This is a genomic window from Rubrivirga sp. S365 (genome assembly GCF_032248475.1).
Lineage (GTDB): Bacteria > Bacteroidota > Rhodothermia > Rhodothermales > Rubricoccaceae > Rubrivirga > Rubrivirga litoralis.
In genome coordinates this window covers 2,414,779-2,433,256 of the sequence record NZ_JAVTTN010000001.1, presented here as the reverse complement: position 1 = coordinate 2,433,256, position 18,478 = coordinate 2,414,779, and the positions used below count along the sequence as shown (strand labels likewise).

The 18,478-nt window shown below is 74.3% G+C and carries 16 protein-coding genes; 6 read left to right on the top strand and 10 right to left on the bottom strand.

Features of this window, described 5'->3' with window-relative positions:
- Positions 1–128 precede the first annotated feature (128 nt).
- Together RQM47_RS10535 and RQM47_RS10530 are read left to right on the top strand one after the other, a co-directional pair.
- Positions 129–1,871 (top strand): capsule assembly Wzi family protein, encoded by a 1,743-nt coding sequence (locus tag RQM47_RS10535; RefSeq protein ID WP_314008901.1) that lies wholly within the window; start codon positions 129–131, stop codon positions 1,869–1,871.
- Between the two features lie 427 nt (positions 1,872–2,298).
- A complete protein-coding gene (locus RQM47_RS10530) occupies positions 2,299–3,351 on the top strand; it encodes a DUF2156 domain-containing protein (protein ID WP_314008899.1) in 1,053 nt (350 codons plus the stop codon).
- A 205-nt stretch (positions 3,352–3,556) separates the two neighbouring features.
- Here the strand turns inward: RQM47_RS10530 and RQM47_RS10525 are convergent, their stop codons facing one another.
- The 4 genes from RQM47_RS10525 to RQM47_RS10510 form a co-directional block, all read right to left on the bottom strand.
- Positions 3,557–4,321, bottom strand: a complete 765-nt coding sequence (locus RQM47_RS10525; RefSeq protein ID WP_314008897.1) for a hypothetical protein — start codon at positions 4,319–4,321, stop codon at positions 3,557–3,559.
- A gap of 100 nt (positions 4,322–4,421) precedes the next feature.
- On the bottom strand, positions 4,422–5,510 hold the full coding sequence (locus RQM47_RS10520) for a PorV/PorQ family protein (protein WP_314008895.1): 1,089 nt from the start codon (positions 5,508–5,510) through the stop codon (positions 4,422–4,424).
- Between the two features lie 297 nt (positions 5,511–5,807).
- Positions 5,808–6,386: a DinB family protein gene (locus RQM47_RS10515; protein ID WP_314008893.1), complete on the bottom strand. Its 579-nt coding sequence runs from the start codon at positions 6,384–6,386 to the stop codon at positions 5,808–5,810.
- 173 nt (positions 6,387–6,559) lie between these two features.
- Positions 6,560–7,963 carry a transcription antitermination factor NusB gene (locus tag RQM47_RS10510; RefSeq protein WP_314008891.1) on the bottom strand — a complete coding sequence of 468 codons (1,404 nt, stop codon included), beginning with the start codon at positions 7,961–7,963 and terminating at the stop codon, positions 6,560–6,562.
- Between the two features lie 261 nt (positions 7,964–8,224).
- Here RQM47_RS10510 and RQM47_RS10505 point away from each other — a divergent pair, with 261 nt between their 5' ends.
- Together RQM47_RS10505 and RQM47_RS10500 are read left to right on the top strand one after the other, a co-directional pair.
- Complete coding sequence (locus RQM47_RS10505) at positions 8,225–9,112, top strand: flagellin (protein WP_314008889.1); 888 nt, start codon at positions 8,225–8,227, stop codon at positions 9,110–9,112.
- A gap of 303 nt (positions 9,113–9,415) precedes the next feature.
- Positions 9,416–10,309, top strand: a complete 894-nt coding sequence (locus RQM47_RS10500; protein WP_314008887.1) for a flagellin — start codon at positions 9,416–9,418, stop codon at positions 10,307–10,309.
- A gap of 136 nt (positions 10,310–10,445) precedes the next feature.
- Here the strand turns inward: RQM47_RS10500 and RQM47_RS10495 are convergent, their stop codons facing one another.
- The 4 genes from RQM47_RS10495 to RQM47_RS10480 form a co-directional block, all read right to left on the bottom strand.
- Entirely contained in the window at positions 10,446–11,123 is a 678-nt protein-coding gene (locus RQM47_RS10495; RefSeq protein ID WP_314008885.1) for a nitroreductase family protein, read from the bottom strand.
- A complete protein-coding gene (locus RQM47_RS10490; RefSeq protein WP_314008883.1) occupies positions 11,123–11,821 on the bottom strand; it encodes an SIMPL domain-containing protein in 699 nt (232 codons plus the stop codon). Before RQM47_RS10490 ends, RQM47_RS10495 begins: the two co-directional genes overlap by 1 nt.
- Before the next feature lie 268 nt (positions 11,822–12,089).
- Positions 12,090–13,598, bottom strand: coding sequence for an asparagine--tRNA ligase (locus RQM47_RS10485; RefSeq protein WP_314008881.1), 1,509 nt, complete (start codon positions 13,596–13,598; stop codon positions 12,090–12,092).
- Positions 13,595–13,717, bottom strand: a complete 123-nt coding sequence (locus tag RQM47_RS10480; RefSeq protein WP_311663829.1) for a hypothetical protein — start codon at positions 13,715–13,717, stop codon at positions 13,595–13,597. The genes RQM47_RS10485 and RQM47_RS10480 overlap by 4 nt, the downstream gene beginning before the upstream one ends.
- 437 nt (positions 13,718–14,154) lie before the next feature.
- On the opposite strand from RQM47_RS10480, the gene pckA reads away from it, so the two are divergent.
- Positions 14,155–15,780, top strand: coding sequence for a phosphoenolpyruvate carboxykinase (ATP) (gene pckA / locus RQM47_RS10475; RefSeq protein ID WP_311663827.1), 1,626 nt, complete (start codon positions 14,155–14,157; stop codon positions 15,778–15,780).
- 94 nt (positions 15,781–15,874) lie between these two features.
- Positions 15,875–16,258 carry a hypothetical protein gene (locus RQM47_RS10470; protein WP_311663825.1) on the top strand — a complete coding sequence of 128 codons (384 nt, stop codon included), beginning with the start codon at positions 15,875–15,877 and terminating at the stop codon, positions 16,256–16,258.
- On the opposite strand, the gene RQM47_RS10465 is transcribed toward RQM47_RS10470, so the two are convergent.
- The gene (locus RQM47_RS10465) at positions 16,255–17,559 is read right to left on the bottom strand and encodes a DUF3667 domain-containing protein (RefSeq protein WP_311663823.1); all 1,305 of its coding nucleotides are present in this window, start codon (positions 17,557–17,559) and stop codon (positions 16,255–16,257) included. The two genes, RQM47_RS10470 and RQM47_RS10465, sit on opposite strands and share 4 nt — an antisense overlap.
- A 52-nt stretch (positions 17,560–17,611) precedes the next feature.
- Positions 17,612–18,442, bottom strand: coding sequence for a metallophosphoesterase (locus tag RQM47_RS10460; RefSeq protein WP_349256320.1), 831 nt, complete (start codon positions 18,440–18,442; stop codon positions 17,612–17,614).
- Between the last annotated feature and the right edge of the window lie 36 nt (positions 18,443–18,478).

Sequence of the window (18,478 nt, the reverse complement as noted above, 5' to 3'; positions counted from 1 at the left end):
GAAGCGCGTCGGGAGAGGGCGCGTAGCGGAACGGTCTCAGTCGGTGCGGGTCGAGCGAGGGGTCAAAAGTAGGACCCCGCCCCAGGGGGCGCAAGGCACGCCGGAGCCACCCGTAGCTTGGGCCGCCCATGCCCCGCCCCGCCCTCCTGGCCCTCGTCGCCGGCCTGGCGGCCCTCGCCGCCGCCCCGCCCGCCCGCGCCCAGGCCGAGGTCGTCCCCGCCGAGCACCCGGTCTACGCCTTCCTCGCCGACCAGCGCGTGGCGGGGCGGCTCCCCGAGTTCGACGCCGAGATCCTCCCGACCGGGCGGCGGACGGTCCGGGCGCACCTCGACAGCCTCGCCGTGCGCGACAGCCTCGCGCGGCTGCCGCCCGATGCGTGGGCGGGGCGGGGAGGGGCGGGGCGGAGCGAGGCCGATGGGGCGGGGCGGCTCGGGGCCGCCGAGCAGTTCTGGCTGGGCGAGTTCCGCCGCGAGTTTTTCGAGCCGCTCGACCGCGTCCACAGCTACCTCGGCGACGGCCGCGCCGGCGTCCTGGACGCGGACGCCGAGCGGACCTTGTTCTATCACCGCTCGGACGACTGGCGCGCCGTCGTGGTCGGCGAGGGGGCCGCGCAGGTCCGGGCCGCCCGAGGCGTCGGCGGCGAGGACCGGAGCGCGGGCGGGTTGGCCCGGGCCGTCCGCCTCACGGTGGCTGGCGGGTGGCGGGGCTGGCTCGGGCTGTACTCGAGCACGCTGGCCGGCACCCAGACGTCGGGCGACGCGGCCGTGCTGCGGAGCGACCCCGCGCTCGCCCCGCTCTACTACGTCTCGCGCGACCCCGACAACATGTTCGGCCCGTTCGACCAGACCTCGGCCTCGCTCCGCGTGCGGACCGGCCCGTTCTCGGCCGAGATCGCCCACGAGCGGCTCCGCGTCGGGGCGTCCGCCGACGCCCCGCTCGTGCTCAGCGCCAACGCCGACTACCTCCCGTTCGTCCGGCTGGGACTCCACACGCGCGTGCTCGACCTCCAGGCCGTCCACGCCGCGCTCAGCTCGCGCTCGGTCCAGGTCGCCGGGCCGGACGGCGACAACGGGATCGTGAGCCCCGAGCGCTACCTCGCGCTCCACCGGCTCCGCGTGCGGCCGACGCGGTGGCTGGACCTGGCCTTTACTGAGATGGTGGTCTACGGGCTCCGCGGCCCCGAGATCGCCTACCTCAACCCGCTCTTCCCGATCAAGGCCGCCGAGCACGCGCTCTACGACCGCGACAACTCGCTGTTCGCGCTCGAAGCGACGGTCCGCCCCGCCCGCGGCGTCGAGCTCTACGGCACGTGGTTCGTCGACGACCTCGCGACGGCCGAGCTGGGCGACGGCCGGTTCTCGAACAAGTGGGCCATGAACGCGGGCGGGTCGGTCACGCTCCCGGTCTCGGGGTGGACCGCGTTCGGGGAGTACACCCGCGTCGAGCCGCACACCTACACGCACCGCTTCCAGGAGGACGGGTTTTTCTACAACGCGTACACGCACAACGCCTTCGGCCTGGGCCACCCTATCGGCCCGAACGCTGACCAGTGGCTGGCGGGCGTCCAGGCGTGGCTGCCGGCCCGCGTGCGCGCCCGGGCCGTCGCCCGCTACCGCCGCCGCGGCGAGAACTACACCGATGAGACTGGCGCGTTCGTGAACGTGGGCGGCGACGTCGAGGTGGGCACCGCTCCGCCCGACGGCCTCAAGGCGTTCCTCTCGGGCGACCGCTTCGAGGGCTGGGGCCTCCAGGGGCAACTGGTGGTCGAGCCCCTGAACGACGTCGAGATCCGCCTCTTCGGCGACCTCCAGCGGTGGGACCGCGCGCCCGACGAGGCGTTCGTCCGCGCCGAGCTGGCGGTCCGGCTGTAGGGTACGGGGTACGGGGTACGGGGTACGGGAAGATGCCGGGCGGGGCGGGGCGGCGCCACCGGGCGGGGCGACATCTCGTAGCGGCGTTGCATGCAACGCCGTTGGGCCGCCGCCCACGGGCGGGGCGGCATCGGGCGGGGTGGCGCGCGGGCGGGGTGGCGCTGGGCGACCGCCCCGCCCGCGTCACAACCACCCCTATCCCCTCCTGACCAGGAGGGGGACTGCCGCCGCCCTCGGCCGGCGTTTGTGCCTGACGTGGCCGCCCCGCCCCACGGCACCCACCCGCGGGCGGGGCGGCCGGAACATTTCGCGGCGCCCGCCCCATCCCCCATCCCCCATCCCCCATCCCCCATCCCCCATCCCCCATCCCCCATCCCCCATCCCCCATCCCCCATCCCCCATCCCCCATCCCCCATCCCCCATCCCCGTGACCTCCGACCGCGCCCTCGTCGACCGCTACGGGCGGAGCCCGTCCGTCGAGCAGGTCCTGAACCCGGGCCTCGCCCGGTGGCGGCAGGACGACGCGCTCGTGGCCTACGTCCGCGCGCGGCGAGCGCCCTGGGGCGGGGCGACGTGGGTGGCCGCCGGCGAGCCCGTGTGCCCGCCGGGCGACGTGGCGGAAGTCGCCGCGGCGTTCGAGGCCGACGCCGAGCGGGGCGGGGCGGACGTGTGCTGGTTCGGCGTCGAGCGCCCGTTCCTCGACGCCCTCGGCGCGTCCGGTCCGCACGGGTCGCTCGTCGTCGGGGCCGAGCCCGTGTGGGACCCGGCAGAGTGGGCGGCCACCTACGACGCCACGCGCTCGGTCCGCGCCCAGGTCAACCGGGCGCGGAACAAGGGCGTTGAGGCCGCCCTGTGGGACGGCGGCCCCGCCCCGCTCCAGGCGGTCCTGGACGAGTGGCTGGCCCGACGCGGCCTGCCCACGCTCGGGTTCATGACCGACCCGCTCGTGCTGGGCCACCTCGGCGCGCGGCGCGTGCTGGCGGCCGAGCGGGGCGGCGACGTCGTCGGCTACCTGCTCCTCGCGCCGGTGCCGGCCCGCGACGGCCGGTTCGTCGAGTGGGTGATCCAGGGCGACCGCGCACCGAACGGGACGGGCGCGCTCCTCATCGACCGGGCGTTCCGGCTCGCGGCCGAGGAGGGCGCCGCGTTCGTGACGCTCGGGCTGGTCCCACTCTCGACGCACGCCCCGCTCTCGGACCCCGCCCCGCCCCCGCTCATCCGGGCCGGCCTGGCGTGGATGCGCGCGCACGCCCAGCGGTTCTACAACTTCGGAGGCCTCGAACGCTTCAAGGCCAAGTTCCGCCCCGGCGCCTGGGAGCCCGTCTACCTCGCGACCTCAGCGCCGCGCGTGACGCCCGCGACGCTCTACGCCGTCGCCGACGCGTTCTCGCGGGGGCGCGGCCCGGTCCGCCTCGCCGCCCAGGCCCTCGCGGACGCCGTCGCGGACGAGGTGCAGACGGCGACACGGCGCCTGGGGTGAGGGAAGAGGCGAGGAGGAGAAGAGGCAGGGAGGAGAAGAGGGCTGGCCGCCCCGCCCCCAGGTCCGCCTGCGCGGTGCCACCGACCGTCTCGCCGTCCCCGGTACAGCTGTCCGCCCGCGGGCGGGGCGGTGCAGGCGCGCCAACCGCCCCGCCCGCCCCTCTGCTTATCCCTCCATCCCCCATCCCCCATCCCCCATCCCTCCCTCAGTTCGCGCGGAAGCGGAAGGTGACCGTGTTGCTCTGGTTCACCTGCGGCACGCCGGCCGGGAGCGGCTCGGCGCGGCAGCGGTTGATGACGCCCTGGACCAGCCGGTCGAGGTCCGAGTTGCGGGGCGGGAGCGGCTGGTTGGCCACGTAGCTCCCGCTCGGCGAGTACGTGACCCGGTAGCGGACCTCGCCGACGATGCCGTCGAACGGCGGCGTGGGGCAGGTGTCGGCGCGGTTGCCGCGGTTGAACCCGACCTCGGTCGCGGCGTCGCCGCCGGAGCCGCGCTGCGCGCCGTCGTCGGTGCCGGCCGTCGAGGCGTCGCCCTCGGAGCGGCCGCCGCCGCGCGTGGGGCGCGTGTTCGTCGGGGCCGTCGGCCGGGGCTCCGGGCGCGTGGCGCTGGACGGCGGGTTGGGCGGGGCGGGGCGGGCCTCGGGCGTCGGGGCCGGCCGCGGCAGCGGGTTGTCGCGCGGCGGCGTCGGCGTCCGCCGGGGGACGCGCGCGGGCGTGGCGGCGGGCGGGGCGGGCCGCTCGGGCTCGGGCTGCTCGGCGGCCTCGCTCGGCGCCGCGCTCGGCGCCGACTGCGGCGGCCCCTCGACGACCGGGAGCGTCGGCGCCACGCCGAACTCGATCTCGGTCAGCTGGGGCGGGTAGTCCTCGTCCAGCGTCTCGGACGGCGTCGCCGCCACGAGCACGAGGAACACCAGGAGCACGGCGTGGACGCCCAGGCTGAGGGCGATCCCTTCGCGGTCGTCGCGGGACACGGGCGGACCCAGAGGGCGGGGCGGTGGGGGGAGACGGAGGATAACGCCGGGCGCCGCCCCGCCCGACGGGTCGCGCGCGAGGCGGGCGGGGCGGGGTGGTCTACCGCCCGCGGGGCTCGCCGAAGCGGTAGGCGACGGACACGCGGTGCGACTGGCCGAGCTCGCCGGTGAGCCCGCCGAAGTCGCCGAACCCGTAGTCGACCGAGAGCGCGCCGAGGCGGACGCCAGCGCCGACCGACGGCGTCACCTGCGTCCCATAGTCTTCGTTCGTCGTCAGGTCCGAGAGCCCGGCGCGGAAGGCGAGCACGTCGCGGTAGACGACCTCCCCGCCCACGCGCGGGTGGTACGACACGTCGCCCGTGTTGAGCGCGTTGGCGGCGAAGCCGTCGAACGCCACGTCGAGGTCGGCCGCGAGCGTGAGCGCGACGTCGGCGCCCAGCGAGCGCGCGGAGGCCGCGCCGAGGCGGAGGACCGGGCGGACGCGGGTGTCGAGCCCGAGCGGCCGCTCGTCGCCTTCGAGCTGCTCGAACAGGGCCTCGTCGATCGACCACACCTGGTTCATCGTCGTCGCGTCCTGGACCGCGATCCCGAGCGCCACGCCTCCCAGGTCCAGCTGCGCGCCGACGTCGAGCGAGTAGCCCCAGGCGCTCGCAAAGTCCCCGATCCCCCGCTGGACCACCTTGGCCGAGGCGCCGACCGAGAGGGCGTCCGAAACGCGGCGGGCGTACGACAGGAAGAGCGCGTGGTCCGCCGCCGAGAAGTACGTGATGTAGTCGGCGGCGTCCGGGCGCGGGAGGCCGGTCGCCGGGTCGAGCGCGTCGAGCGTGTTGGCGATGTCGTCGACGGCCGAGCGCACGAGCGTGACGGCGACCGTCGAGCGGTCGGAGAGCGGAACGGCGACGGCCGCGTAATCGAACGAGACGGCGCCGTCGAACCGCTCGGCGTGCATGTAGGCCCCCTCCGTCTGGCGGAGCCCGTCGAGCCCCGCCGGGTTCCAGTAACCGGCCGTCACGTCGCCCACGTGCGCCACGACCGCCCCGCCCATGCCCAGCGCGCGCGCGCCGACGCCCGTCGCCAGGAACTCGGCCCCGTACCGGACGCCGGGCTCGTCGGGCGCGGCCGGCTCGGCGTCTTGGGCCGCCGCGGGCGCGGCGAACAGGAGCAGGGCGAGCCAGAAGCGCGTCGGCATCACGGGCGGGGCGGGGGGAACCCAGAGGGCGAGAACGTACCGAGGCGCAGAGGCGGGCGGGGTGGCGAGCCCGCAAGGTCGGGCACGCCCGGGTCCATCGCAAGGCGCGTGCCGTCGCCCTGCCGGAGCGCCGCCGCCCCGCCCCTGACGCGCGGGCGGGGCCTGGACGGCTCGCCGCGTCCGGGGCGGGCGGATCCAACGGGCGGGGCGGTCCTGAACGGCGCCGCCCCGCCCGTGGCCGCCCCGCCCGTGGCGTGGTGCGCCTCCAGGCGAATGCGGACACCGCACGGGGCGTCCCTACGAGTCCGCCCCGCCCCCGGCGCTGGGAGGGCGTTCGACCGCCCGCTCGGCCTGCCCGACGTGGCGGAGCGCGTGGAGCCCCATCGCCTCCAGGAACGCGCCGGCCGGCAGCTTCAGGAGGGGGACGAACGGCGACCGCACGCGGACCCGCCCCAGATCGACGCCTTCCGCGCGTTCGCAGAGGGCGAGCCAGCGGGCGGCGTCGGCGTCGAACTGGGCGACGGCGCGCGCGCGGTCCACGTCCGAGCGGAGGCCCGCCGGGCGGGGCGGCCGCATGCCTCCGAACGTCGGGACCGACCGGCTCCCCGGGCGGACGGCCTCGACGAACCGCCGTGCCACCCAGCCCCACCGGAACGGCCCCTCGCCGCGCGGCGCCCCCGCTCCAAGCGCCGCCTCCAGCGCCGGCAGGTACGCCGCGGCCGTCCGGTTCAGGTGGACCACGCACTCGCCCGCCGACCACGCTTTTGCGGATGGCTTCCGGTTGAACGCGTCGTCGCCCACCCCGCCCGCGAGCGCGTGGAGGCGCCGGCGGGACTCGGAGAACGCGTCGGCGTAGGACTGGAGCTGCGGGCTCATGGCGCGGGCGGGGCGGACGACCCGGGGCGGGACGCAGGGAGGTACAGGGTACTCGGTACGAGGTACCCGCGCGCCGAGGTCAAACCGGGCCGTACCTCGTACCCGGTACCCCGTACCCATCCGAAGGGTGCTCAGGGCGGGGCGGTTCAGGATAAGACGCGCCCGCCCCGCCCCTACCTCGCCCGGCGGAGGCGCGCCGCGAACGCCCCGTCCGTCCCGTGGACGTGCGGGAGCGCCCGGTACACGCCGCCGTCGCGCATGGGCTCGGGCACGAGGTCGCCCACGGGCTCCAGCGAGAAATTGGCGTGGCGCGCGAGGAAGGCGCCGACGCGGTCGTCGTTCTCCTCGGCCTCGACCGAGCACGTCGAGTAGACGAGGAGCCCGCCGGGGCGGACGGCGCGCGCGGCGGCGTCGAGCAGGCGGTCCTGGAGCGCGGCCAGCTCCCTGAGGTCCTCGGGCGAGCGGTTCCACCGGAGGTCGGCCCGCTTGGCGAGCACGCCGGTGCCGGAGCACGGCGCGTCGAGGAGCACGCGGTCGAACGGGCGGGGCGGCGCCCACGCCGTCAGGTCGGCCACGACCGTCTCGACGAGGTCGGCCACGCCCTGCGCGCGCGCGGCCTCGGCGACGAGCGCCGTCTTCGCCTCGCTCACGTCGAGCGCCACGAGCCGCCCCGCCCCGCCCGAGGTCTCCCCGCCCGCGGCCATCCGCTGCGCCGCATAAACCGCCTTACCGCCCGGCGCCGCGGCGCCGTCGAGGACGGCCTCGCCCGGCTGCGGGTCCAGCACGCGGACGACCAGCCCGGCCGCCTCGTCCTGGACCGCGCACGCGCCCTCAGCCAAGAGGCCCGCCCGCAGGACGGGTTGCAGGCGCCCGACCGTTACGAAGTCGTCGAGCCACCGCGACCGTTCGGGCTCGGCGCCCAGGTCGGTCAGGCGCTCCGCGAGCGCGTCCACCCCGCCCGGGCCATCGGGTTGCGGCCCATCGGGTTGCGGCTGGCCCGTGGCGCGAAGCGCGAAGCGGGGCGGCTCGTTGTTCGAGGCCAGAAACCGAGCGGTCGCCTCCTCGCCCCACGCCGCGAGCCACCGGCGGACCATCCACGTCGGGTGCGAGTGGCGGACGGCGAGGTCGTCGGCGAGGTCGCCCGTAGCCGGCTCGGGGAGCGCCCCGTCGCGGAGCGCCCGCGCGAGCGCGCGGAGCACGGCGTTGGCGAGCCCGCCGGCCCCGCGGTGGAGGAGCGCCCGCGCCGTCTCGACCGCCTCGTTGACGGCCGCGTGCGGGGCGGTCCCCCGGACGACGAGGTCGTAGGCGCCCACGCGGAGCGTCTGGAGCAACTCGAGGTCGAGCGCGCCCAGCCCGCCCCGCACGTAGTGCCCGAGCAGGAAGTCGAGCCACCGCTTCTGCCGCGTGACGCCGGCCACGTAGTCCGACGCCGCCCGCGCCGTCTCGGCGTCGACCCGCCCCGCCCCGCGGCGGGCGGCGCCGAGGCGGGCCACGAACGCGCCGTCGGCCTCGACGCGGAGCAGGCGCTCGACGGCGAGCACGCGGGCGGACACGGGCGGGGCGGGCGTCTCGGACATGGACGGAAGCTACCGGGCGCGGCGGCCGGGCTCGGCGCCGCCCCGCCCCGTTCACCGAGTCCTCGTCGGGTCCCGGCCGCCACGCCGGACGCGGGGGCGGGGTGGAGCGGCGAGCGGACGGGCGGGGCGGCCTCTCTGGGACCCACGCCCCGGTTCGGCCCCCGCCGACTTTTTTCGACCGCCGGCTTAAGCCACCGCAGGCCGTCCGATAACGGGGGCAGGAGCAACACCGCCCTCCCTCCCTCACAGTCCCCCCTACCCATGAGCATCGGAGACCTCAGCCGCATCAACACGAACGTCCAGTCCATGAAGGCGCTGGGCCAGCTGAACAAGACCAACAGCGAGCTCGGCATCCGCCAGCTCCGGCTCGCCACCGGCAGCCGCCTCAACCGCGCCGAGGACGACTCGGCCGGCTACTCGATCGCCAACAAGCTCAAGGCCAAGACCCGCGGCCAGGCCCAGGCGCTCTCGAACATCGGCGACGCCAAGGGCATGCTGACCGTCGGCGAAGGCGCCCTCAACTCGACGATGGACATCCTCCAGACGATGAAGGAGAAGGCGATCCAGGCCTCCAACGACACGATGGGTGACGAGGAGCGCACAGCGATCAAGGGCCAGATTGATGCCCTCACGGCGGAGATCGGCGACACCCTCGCTGGCGCCGAGTTCAACGGCAAGTCCCTCTTCGGCGGCACCGACGCGCTCAGCGACGGCACGAGCACGGGCGCGAGCCTCTCGTTCCAGGTCGGCGCCAGCTCCAGCGATACGTTCGGCGTCGAGATCGGCGCCCTCAGCACGACGGCGCTCGGAACAGACGCGGCAGGTACCGCCGACCTCGACCTGACCGGCATTACTGTCACGGACTCGACCACTGCCGGCACCGCCATCGACACGATCGACCAGGCGATCAAGAACGTCAACAAGGCTGTCTCCGGGCTCGGCGACTCGCAGGCCCGGCTCTCGATCAAGCAGGACAACCTCGACACGTCGATGACGAACTACGAGGCGGCCCGCTCGCGGATCGAGGACACGGACTTCGCCAAGGAGCAGATGGAGATCGTCAAGCTCCAGATCCTCCAGCAGACCGGGATCGGCTCGCTGGCGCAGGCCAACTCCGGCCCGCAGTCGGTGCTCTCGCTGATCGGCTAAGGCCCCCGGCCCCGCCGCCCCGCCCCGCGGGATCCGCCGCCGCCCCCCACCGGGGCGGCGGCGCTCGTTTGGGGCCGCCCTGCCCCGGCGGCTCGGCACCCCGCAGCTCCACTCCGCCCCCGGCCGCGCAGGTTCGGGCGGGGCGGGGCAGCGAGTGGAGCGGGCGGGGCGGTCTCTCTGGGACCCGCGCCCCGGTTCGGCCCCCGCCGACTTTTTTCGACCGCCGGCTTAAGCCACCGCAGGCCGTCCGATAACGGGGGCAGGAGCAACACCGCCCTCCCTCCCTCACAGTCCCCCCTACCCATGAGCATCGGAGACCTCAGCCGCATCAACACGAACGTCCAGTCCATGAAGGCGCTGGGCCAGCTGAACAAGACCAACAGCGAGCTCGGCATCCGCCAGCTCCGGCTCGCCACCGGCAGCCGCCTCAACCGCGCCGAGGACGACTCGGCCGGCTACTCGATCGCCAACAAGCTCAAGGCCAAGACCCGCGGCCAGGCCCAGGCGCTCTCGAACATCGGCGACGCCAAGGGCATGCTGACCGTCGGCGAAGGCGCCCTCAACTCGACGATGGACATCCTTCAGACGATGAAGGAGAAGGCCGTGCAGGCCGCCAACGACACGATGGGTAGCGAGGAGCGCACAGCGATCAAGAACCAGCTCGACGCCCTCACGGCGGAGATCGGCGACACCCTCGCTGGCGCCGAGTTCAACGGCACGAAGATCTTCGGCGGAGCCAAAGACGGCGCGGGCAGTCCGACAAACGCGGGCGACCTGGCCCTCAACTTCCAGGTCGGCGCCAGTGCGGCCGACACCTTCGGCGTGGACATCGGGGCCGCGAACGTCGCCACGCTCGGGATCGGCACCGACGACTTTGCCGGCACCGTGGCTGGCACGCTCACCGTTGACACGGCTGCCAATGCACAGGCGTCCATCACCACCATCGACACGGCGATCGAGGCGGTCAACAGTTCCGTCTCCGGGCTCGGCGACTCGCAGGCTCGGCTCTCGATCAAGCAGGACAACCTCGACACGTCGATGACCAACTACGAGGCGGCCCGCTCGCGGATCGAGGACACGGACTTCGCCAAGGAGCAGATGGAGATCGTCAAGCTCCAGATCCTCCAGCAGACCGGGATCGGCTCGCTGGCGCAGGCCAACTCCGGCCCGCAGTCGGTGCTCTCGCTGATCGGCTAAGGCCCCCGGCCCCGCCGCCCCGCCCCGCGGGATCCGCCGCCGCCCCCCACCGGGGCGGCGGCGCTCGTTTGGGGCCGCCCCGCCCCCGCGGCTCCACCCCGCCCGGCAAAGCGAGCGCGGGCGGGGCGGGGCGGTGTCAGCGCCAGACGGCGACCTCGTCCAGCCCCTTCCGCTCCAGGTCCGGGACCGTCGCGCCGGGCGCGGGGTAGCCGACCGGGAAGAGGACGAAGGGCGCCTCGTGGGCGGGGCGGTCCAGGAGCTCGCCCAGGAACCGCATGGGCGCCGGCGTGTGCGTGAGCGTGGCGAGCCCCATGTGGTGGAGGGCCGCGACGAAGAGGCCGGCGGCGATGCCGCAGCTTTCCTGCACGTAGTAGTGCTTTCGGCGGCCGCCCGCCCCGCCCTCGCCGCCCCGCCCCGCCGGGCTCCAGCGCTGGGCGAACAGGACGACGAGCCACGGAGCCGTCTCCAAAAACGGCTTCTGCCAGTCGGTCCCGAGCGGGGCGAGCGCGTCGAGCCAGTCGTCCGGCGCGCGGTCGGCGTAGAAGGCACGCTCCTCGGCCTCGGCCGCCTCGCGGATCCGGCGCTTCGTGCCCGGGTCCTGGACGGCCACGAACGTCCACGGCTGCTGGTGCGCCCCGCTCGGCGCCGTCGCCGCGGTCTGGATGGCGCGCTCGACGAGCGCGCGGGGGACCGGCCGGTCCGAAAAGTCGCGGACCGACCGGCGCCGGGCCATCTCGTGGTAGAACGCGTCGGCCCGCGCCGCGCTCTCCGCGGGCGTGACGGGCTCGAAATTGAGGGGAACGCGGCCGGCCACTACCGCGCGACCAGCCGGTACCGCACGACCACGCCGGCCCGGACCTGGCTCGACCCGGTCGAGTAGGCGCCGGGCTCCGCCTCAACGCGGACGGCCGCGACAGCGACGTCCATCATCGCTCCGCCCCGGTACGGCGGGACCATGCCGACGCCCTGCTCCTGGATCGACACGACCTCGCCGAGCGAGGCGCCGGCCGCCGTCGCCAGCCGCTCGGCCTTGGCGCGCGCCTGGGCCACGGCCTCGTCGAACGCCCGGTCGCGGTACCGCCCGGGCTCGCTCAGCGTGTAGCCGATGCCGTCGAGCCGGTTCGCCCCGCTCTCGACCACCGACGCGACGAGGTCGGGGATGGCGGCGAGGCTGTCGGTCGTGACCGAGACGACGCGCGTGGCCTGGTAGCCGTCGGGGCCGTTCGGACCGTAGTTCTGGCCCAGCTGGAGCGCGTCGATCTGGATCTGGCGGTCGGCGATCCCGAACGACCGCACGCGCGCGAGCACGCGCGCCACGTCGTCCTCGTGCTGGCGGAGCGCCTCGGCCGCCGTCGGCGCCTCAGTCACGACGCCGAGCCGGACCACGGCCCGGTCGGGCGGGGCGGAGACGAGGCCCTCGCCGGAGACGGTGATCGCGCCCTCGTCGAGCGCCGGCTGCGCCGACGCCGCGGCGGCGGCCAGAAGGAGGGCGGGGAGGAGGAGCCGGAGCATGGGCGGGGCGGGTGTGGGAGAGGCCGGAACGCGCGGGCGGGGCGGTTCCGGGTGCAGCGGGCAGCGGGCAGCGGGCAGCGGGCAGCGGGCAGAATGCACCACCCCGCCCTCGGCGCGGGCGGGGCGGCGGTCGTAGCGGCGTTGCATGCAACGCCGTCGGGCCGCGGCGCACGGGCGGGGCGGGGTGGCCGCCGTAGGGGCGACCGGCGGTCGCCCGTGCCTACCCCGCCCGCGCCACCCCGCCCCGCGCCGCGGGCGGGGCCGTCCGCTACGGGTGGAGCCGCCCGAGCAGGCGCGGAAACGGCGCCGTCTCGCGGACGTGCCCCAGCCCGCACACCCACGCCACGGTCCGCTCCAGGCCCAGGCCGAAGCCGGCGTGGGGGACCGAGCCGTAGCGCCTCAGGTCGAAGTACCAGTCGAACGCCGACTCGGGCAGCCCGTGCGCCGCCACCTGCTCGCGCAGGAACGCCAGGTCCGTAGCCCGCTCGCCGCCGCCGACGATCTCGCCGTAGCCCTCGGGCGCGAGCACGTCCATGCCCAGCGCGAGGCGGTCGTCCTCGGGGTCACGCTTCATGTAGAACGCCTTGACGGCCGCCGGGTAGCGGTGGACGATGACGGGCGTCGAGAAGTGGCGCGTGAGCACGGTCTCGTCCGACCCGCCGAGGTCGGCGCCCCACTCGAAGTCGCGGGCGCTCGCTTTCCACTGCGGGAGGTTGCGGAGGGCCTCCTCGATCTCGTCCAGGCGGACGTTGATCTCGATCTCGCGGGCGTCGATCCGCCGCTTCTCGCCCTTTTTGGCCTGCCCGTAGGCCGCGCGGTTCTCGTCGCGCTCGGCCTCCAGTCCGCCCCGCTCCTCTTCGAGCGCCGCGATCTCGGCGTCGAGCATCGCCTGCGTCTCTTCGCTCGTGAGCAGGTCGACGGCCTCGGTGTAGGTCAGGCGCGGGAACGGCGTCTGCGTGGCCCGGCGGAGGGCGTCGACGTCGCGGCCCAGGATGTCCAGCTCGGGTTTGCAATCTGCAATAACGGCTTCGGCGATGGCAACAAGCAGCTCCTCGGCGACCTCCATGTTCATGTCGAGGTCGTAGAACGCCATCTCGGGCTCGATCATCCAGAACTCCGTGAGGTGCCGCCGGGTCTTGGACTTTTCGGCCCGGAACGTCGGCCCGAACGTGTAGATCTTGCCGTGCGCCATCGCCATCGCCTCGCCGTGGAGCTGGCCCGACTGCGTGAGGTAGGCCGGCTCGTCGAAGTAGTCGAGCTCGAACAGCGTCGACGTACCCTCGACGGCGTTCCCGGTCAAGATCGGCGCGTCCATCTGGACGTAGCCCTCGCCCTGGAAGTAGCCGTGGATGGCCGTGATGATCCGGTTGCGGACGCGCATGGCCCCCCACTGCCGCTGCGAGCGCATCCACAGGTGCCGGCGGTCCATGAGGAACTCGACGCCGTGCTCCTTCGGCGTGATCGGGTACGGCTCGGCGAGCGCCAGCACCTCGACGGACGCGGCCTGCACCTCTACGCCGCCCGTCTGCCGCTCGTCAGCGCGGACCTCGCCCACGACGCGGAACGCGGACTCCTGCGTGAGCGCCTCGGCCGCCTCCCACGAGCCCGCGTCGACGTCGCCCTCGCGGACGACGACCTGCACCACCCCGCTCCCGTCGCGGAGCTCGAGGAACCGGAGCCCCTTCGACCCGCGCCCGTTGTAGAGCCACCCGTTGACGGTGACGGTCTCGCCGACGTGGGCGGGGAGGGCGGCGACGCGCGTGAACGGCTCGGTCATCGGGGGGGCTCGGGCGGGGTGGGGAGCCGGAAAGCTACGGGCGGGGCGGAACGCAGACGGCGGGCGATCACCGCCCCGCCCTCGGCGCAGGCGGGGCGGCCGCCGTAGCGGCGTTGCATGCAACGCCGTCGGGCCGCAGCGCCCGGGCGGTGTCGTAGGGGCGACCGCCGGTCGCCCGTGGGCGGGGCGGGCACGGCGGGCAACTACGTCGGGCGGGGCGGCGCCTTTCTCTGACCGCCCCGCCCACCCGACAACCACCCCTAGCCCCTCCTGGCTGCGCCGACGCTGCGCGGTGGCCAGGAGGGGGACTGCCGCCGCCTCCATTCGACGGCGGCTTCGCCTGTCACCGCCCCGCCCAGGTCTACACGGGGCGGGGCGGAACAAAACGAGCGCCACCCCGCCCGCGTGCCCCTTTTCCCTTTCCCGCCACCGTCGAAGATGCGGTGCGTTGGCGGCCGCGCAGGAATCCCGCCCCACCCCGCCCGAGTAGGTACCGCTCGCCCGTCTCCTGATCCACCGCCGGCCGCCTGGAAGCGCTTCCCGGCCGCCCCGCCGCATGAACGCCCCTGAACCCGTCCTCTCGCACCTGACCGACCTCGGCCTCGACCGCACGCAGACGGTCTACTACAACCTCCCCCCCGCCCGGCTCGTCGAGCTCTCGGTCCGGCGCGGCGAGGGCCGGATGGCCGCCGGAGGCCCGCTCGCCACGCGGACCGACCCGCACACGGGGCGCTCGCCGAACGACCGCTTCGTCGTGCGCGAGCCGTCGAGCGAGGACGACGTGGCCTGGGGGAACACGAACAAGCCGGTCTCCGAGGAGACGTTCGACGACCTCCACGAAGCTATGGGCCGCTACGCGACCGGCCGCGACATCTTCGTCCGCGACTGCTACGCCGGCGCCGACCCGCGCTACCAGGTCAAGGTCCGCGTGATCACCGAGAAGGCGTGGCACTCGATGTTCGCCTACAACATGTTCCTCCGGCCCGCCACCGACGAGGAGCTCCTGGACTTCGAGCCCGACTACACGGTCCTCGACCTGTGCGACTTCAAGGCGACGGAGAAGAACATGGGCGAGCTCAACTCGTCGACGTTCGTGCTCCTGCACCTCGGGCGCAAGCTCGTCCTCATCGGGGGGACCAACTACGCCGGCGAGATCAAGAAGTCCATCTTCTCGGCGCTCAACTACGTGCTCCCGCAGCAGGGCGTGCTCCCCATGCACTGCTCGGCGAATGAGGCCGAGGGCGGCGGCAACACGGCCATCTTTTTCGGGCTCTCGGGGACGGGCAAGACGACGCTCTCGGCCGACGCCAGCCGCGTCCTGATCGGCGACGACGAGCACGGGTGGAGCGACGAGGGCGTGTTCAACTTCGAGGGCGGCTGCTACGCCAAGGCCATCCGCCTGAGCCCCGAGGGCGAGCCCGAGATCTTTGCCACGACCCATGAGTTCGGGACGCTCGCCGAGAACGTGGTCCTCAACGAGGACCGCTCGATCGACTTCGACGACGCGACGATCACCGAGAACACGCGGCTGAGCTACCCGATCTACCAGATCCCGAACGCCAGCGACGACGGGATGGGCGGAGTGCCGGAGACCGTCGTATTCCTGACCGCCGACGCCTTCGGCGTGCTCCCGCCGATCTCCAAGCTGACGCCGGAGCAGGCGCAGTACCACTTCCTCAGCGGCTACACCGCCAAGGTGGCCGGCACGGAACGCGGCGTGACCGAGCCCAAGGCCACGTTCTCGGCCTGCTTTGGCGAGCCGTTCATGGTGCTCCCGCCGTCGCGCTACGCCGAGATGCTGGGCGAGCGGATCGAGTCGTCGGGCGCCCGCGTGTTCCTCGTCAACACGGGCTGGACCGGCGGGCCGTACGGGACCGGCGAGCGGATGAAGCTGGCCTGGACGCGCCGGATGGTCAACGCCGCGCTCGCGGGCGAGCTCGACGACGTCGAGACCGACACGGAGCCGGTCTTCGGCCTCCAGGTGCCGACTCAGATCGAGGCCGTCCCGTCGGAGGTCCTGCAGCCGCGCCAGACCTGGGACGACGCGGCGGCCTACGACGCGAAGGCCGAGCAGCTGGCCGGCATGTTCGCCGACAACTTCGAGAAGTACGCGGCCAACGTGTCCGAGGCGGTCCGCCAGGCCGGTCCGGCCAAGCAGCTCGACTCGGTCGCCAACGCCTAGTCTGACCACCCCGCCCGAGCGCTTCTGCCGCCCCGCCCCGCTCGTCGTGGGCGGGGCGGCGTCGTTACGGCCCTCCGCCCCGCCCCGCGCGGTCTTGGACGCGAACGTGTTCGTCGGCGCCGGCTTCCGCCCGGCGAGCGCGTCGGGGCGCTTGGTGGCCGCGGCGCGGGCGGGGCGGCTCGTCACCGTGTGGAACGCGGCCACACGCGCCGAGGCCGAGTGTGTCGTCGGCCAGATCCCCCCGCTCGCAGCGTTCGACTGGACCGGCGTGTTCCGCGACGCTGGGCGCTGGGGCGGGGCGGTCGATCTCGCCCCATGGGCGCACCTCGCCGGGCGGCTCGATCAGACCCTGGCCGCCCTCGCGCTAGCCGCCTCCGCCCCGCTCGTGACGGCCGACGGCCCGCTCCACGACGGCGCGGGCGAGGGCGGGGTGGTCGCGCTCCGCCCCGCCCCGGCGGCGGCGGCGTTCGGGCTCTAGCCCAGCGCGCCGGCGAGGAGGATCGCGCCAATAAGACCAGCGACCAAGACGAAGAAGTAGGCACAACCGAGGACGAAAGACTTTAGGATCGTCCTGATCCAGCCCTGCCCGTACACCCGCTTTTGGGCAACGACGAAGTAGACAGGGATTGAAGCCCAAAGGGCAGCGCCTAGGACGGCTACTCCAGCGCTCCTGGTAGGCACCGCTAGCAGAGCAAGAAATGAGAACACGACGAACGCAAAAGCGTGCGTGTGGAGCCCGAAGACGAGGTGCTCCGAGTAGTACCACCCGCGCCGGACGTAGAGGAGCTTCAGGAGGAGCGCGAACACGGGCAGGATGAGGAACAGGACCGTCGGGACCTTGCCGACAGCCTCGCGGAAGAAGGCCACGCCAGCGTCGGCCGACTCCTCCCCCGTCTTGGCCTCGCTGATCCGCCGGAGCGACTCGGAGCGGACCATCCAGTCCGGCAGGCCGATATTCGCGTTGGCCTCCGGGTAGATCTGCGCCCGCGCCGCTTTCACGTCCGCGAGGCGGACCGTGCTGTCGGGCGGGAGCGTGCGGAGCAAGGCGGCCTCCAGCTCCAGTCCCGCCGTCCGCTGCCTCGCGTCGTTCCGCGCGTCGTCGGCGTCGGCGGCGGCGTCCGCGAGGTCGTCGAAGACGTCGTCGTACGTCGAATCCGCGGCCCGGCGGGCGAGGGCGGGGCGGAGCGAGTCGGCGGCCACGCCGTCCAGGACCACCCCGCCAGGGACGGCCGCCCGGGTCAGGCTGTCGAGGCGGGCCCGGAGCGAGTCGGCCGCGCGCTCGGCCCGCGCGATGCGGGCCGGCTCGTCCGCGATCTGCGCCTCGACGTCCGCGAGGTAGGCCGCGACGACGACAGTCGAGTCGAGGTCCACCCCGCCCTCGTCGAACATGGTGTCGCGGACGCGGCCGACCGGGTCGAGGAGCGCGAGGAGCACGAAGAAGACGAGCGTGGCCGAGAGGTAAACCCGGAGCGGGCGGAGATACCGCTGCCGCCGCCCCGCCAGGAACTCGGCCGTGAGTTTGCCTGGCTTGAACAGGAGCACGCCGAGCGTGGCCCAGACGCGACCGTCGAGCCCGAAAAACTCCGTGAACGACTGGGCGACGAAGCGGTGGACCGGCAGGCGGAGGGGCTCGTTGCGCTGGCCGCACTCGCTGCAATAACGCCCCGCGAGCGGCGTGCCGCAGTTCGCGCACGCCCCGTCCCCTGAGGGCGGGGCGGTCGTCGGCTCGGGGAGCCGCGCACGGCGGGGAGGAGCGGCGGGGGCGTCGGGGTCGGGCACGAGCGGGCCGTGGGCGGGGTGGCCACCAACCTACGGGGCCGCCCCGCCCACGTTACGCGCCGGACCGGGCGGGGCGGCGGTCGCGGTCAAACGTCGACTCGCGCGCGGCCTCGAACCGCCCCGCCCCCGCGTCGAACCGGCGCTCCTGGACCACGAAGCGCTCGGGCTCGACCGTGATCCAGTTGTAGAAGTTGACGTCGCGGTCGACGCCCCGCCCGCGGCTCGACGTGGCCGTGCCGGCGCTCGCGATGACGACGCGGTGGCCCCCGCCGGCGGCCGTCGCGGGCGAGAGCTCGACTGGGGCCACGTGGCTCGTGTGGAGGTGGCCGCACAGGACGAGGTCGACGCGCGCACGCTGGGCGGCCCCGATCGCCCGGCTCGCCCCGCGCGAGACCTCGTCGCTGTCGAGCCCTTCCAGGACCAGGAGGTGGTGGTGGAGCACGAGCACGCGGAACGCATCCAGCGGCTGGCGCGAAAAGAACGTCTCCATCTCCGCCACGTGCTCTGGCCGGATGCGCCCGCCCTTGATGGTCCACCCGTGGGCCGAGTTGAGGCCGAACGCGGCGAGGCCGGGCTCCGCGAACGACGGCGTCACGTCGGGGCTGACCAGTTGGCGGAAGCGCTTGGACGAGCGCCACAGCCGGGCAAACGGGTTGTGCCACCACGCGCGGACGTCGTGGTTGCCAGGCACCACCAGCACCGGCGCGTCGAAACGGTCCAGCATCGCCCGCGCCGCCACAAACTCCCGCGTCCGCGCCCGCTGCGTCAGGTCGCCCGAGACGACGACGAGGTCGAGTCCGGCCCCGTTCACCTCGTCTACGAGCGCGTCGACGATGCGCGGGTGCGAGATCCGCCCAAAGTGAACGTCGGACAGATGAGCCAGGCGGATCGGTTCAGGGTTCGGAGGTTGGCTGCGCCG

Excerpts from the sequence above, each read along its gene's own strand:
- pckA (WP_311663827.1), top strand. The coding sequence starts at position 14,155 with ATGAACGCCCCTGAACCCGTCCTCTCGCACCTGACCGACCTCGGCCTC.
- RQM47_RS10505 (WP_314008889.1), top strand. The coding sequence starts at position 8,225 with ATGAGCATCGGAGACCTCAGCCGCATCAACACGAACGTCCAGTCCATG.
- RQM47_RS10535 (WP_314008901.1), top strand. The coding sequence starts at position 129 with ATGCCCCGCCCCGCCCTCCTGGCCCTCGTCGCCGGCCTGGCGGCCCTC.
- RQM47_RS10520 (WP_314008895.1), bottom strand. The coding sequence starts at position 5,510 with ATGCCGACGCGCTTCTGGCTCGCCCTGCTCCTGTTCGCCGCGCCCGCG.
- RQM47_RS10485 (WP_314008881.1), bottom strand. The coding sequence starts at position 13,598 with ATGACCGAGCCGTTCACGCGCGTCGCCGCCCTCCCCGCCCACGTCGGC.
- RQM47_RS10510 (WP_314008891.1), bottom strand. The coding sequence starts at position 7,963 with ATGTCCGAGACGCCCGCCCCGCCCGTGTCCGCCCGCGTGCTCGCCGTC.
- RQM47_RS10480 (WP_311663829.1), bottom strand. The coding sequence starts at position 13,717 with ATGCAACGCCGCTACGGCGGCCGCCCCGCCTGCGCCGAGGGCGGGGCG.
- RQM47_RS10500 (WP_314008887.1), top strand. The coding sequence starts at position 9,416 with ATGAGCATCGGAGACCTCAGCCGCATCAACACGAACGTCCAGTCCATG.
- RQM47_RS10515 (WP_314008893.1), bottom strand. The coding sequence starts at position 6,386 with ATGAGCCCGCAGCTCCAGTCCTACGCCGACGCGTTCTCCGAGTCCCGC.
- RQM47_RS10490 (WP_314008883.1), bottom strand. The coding sequence starts at position 11,821 with ATGCTCCGGCTCCTCCTCCCCGCCCTCCTTCTGGCCGCCGCCGCGGCG.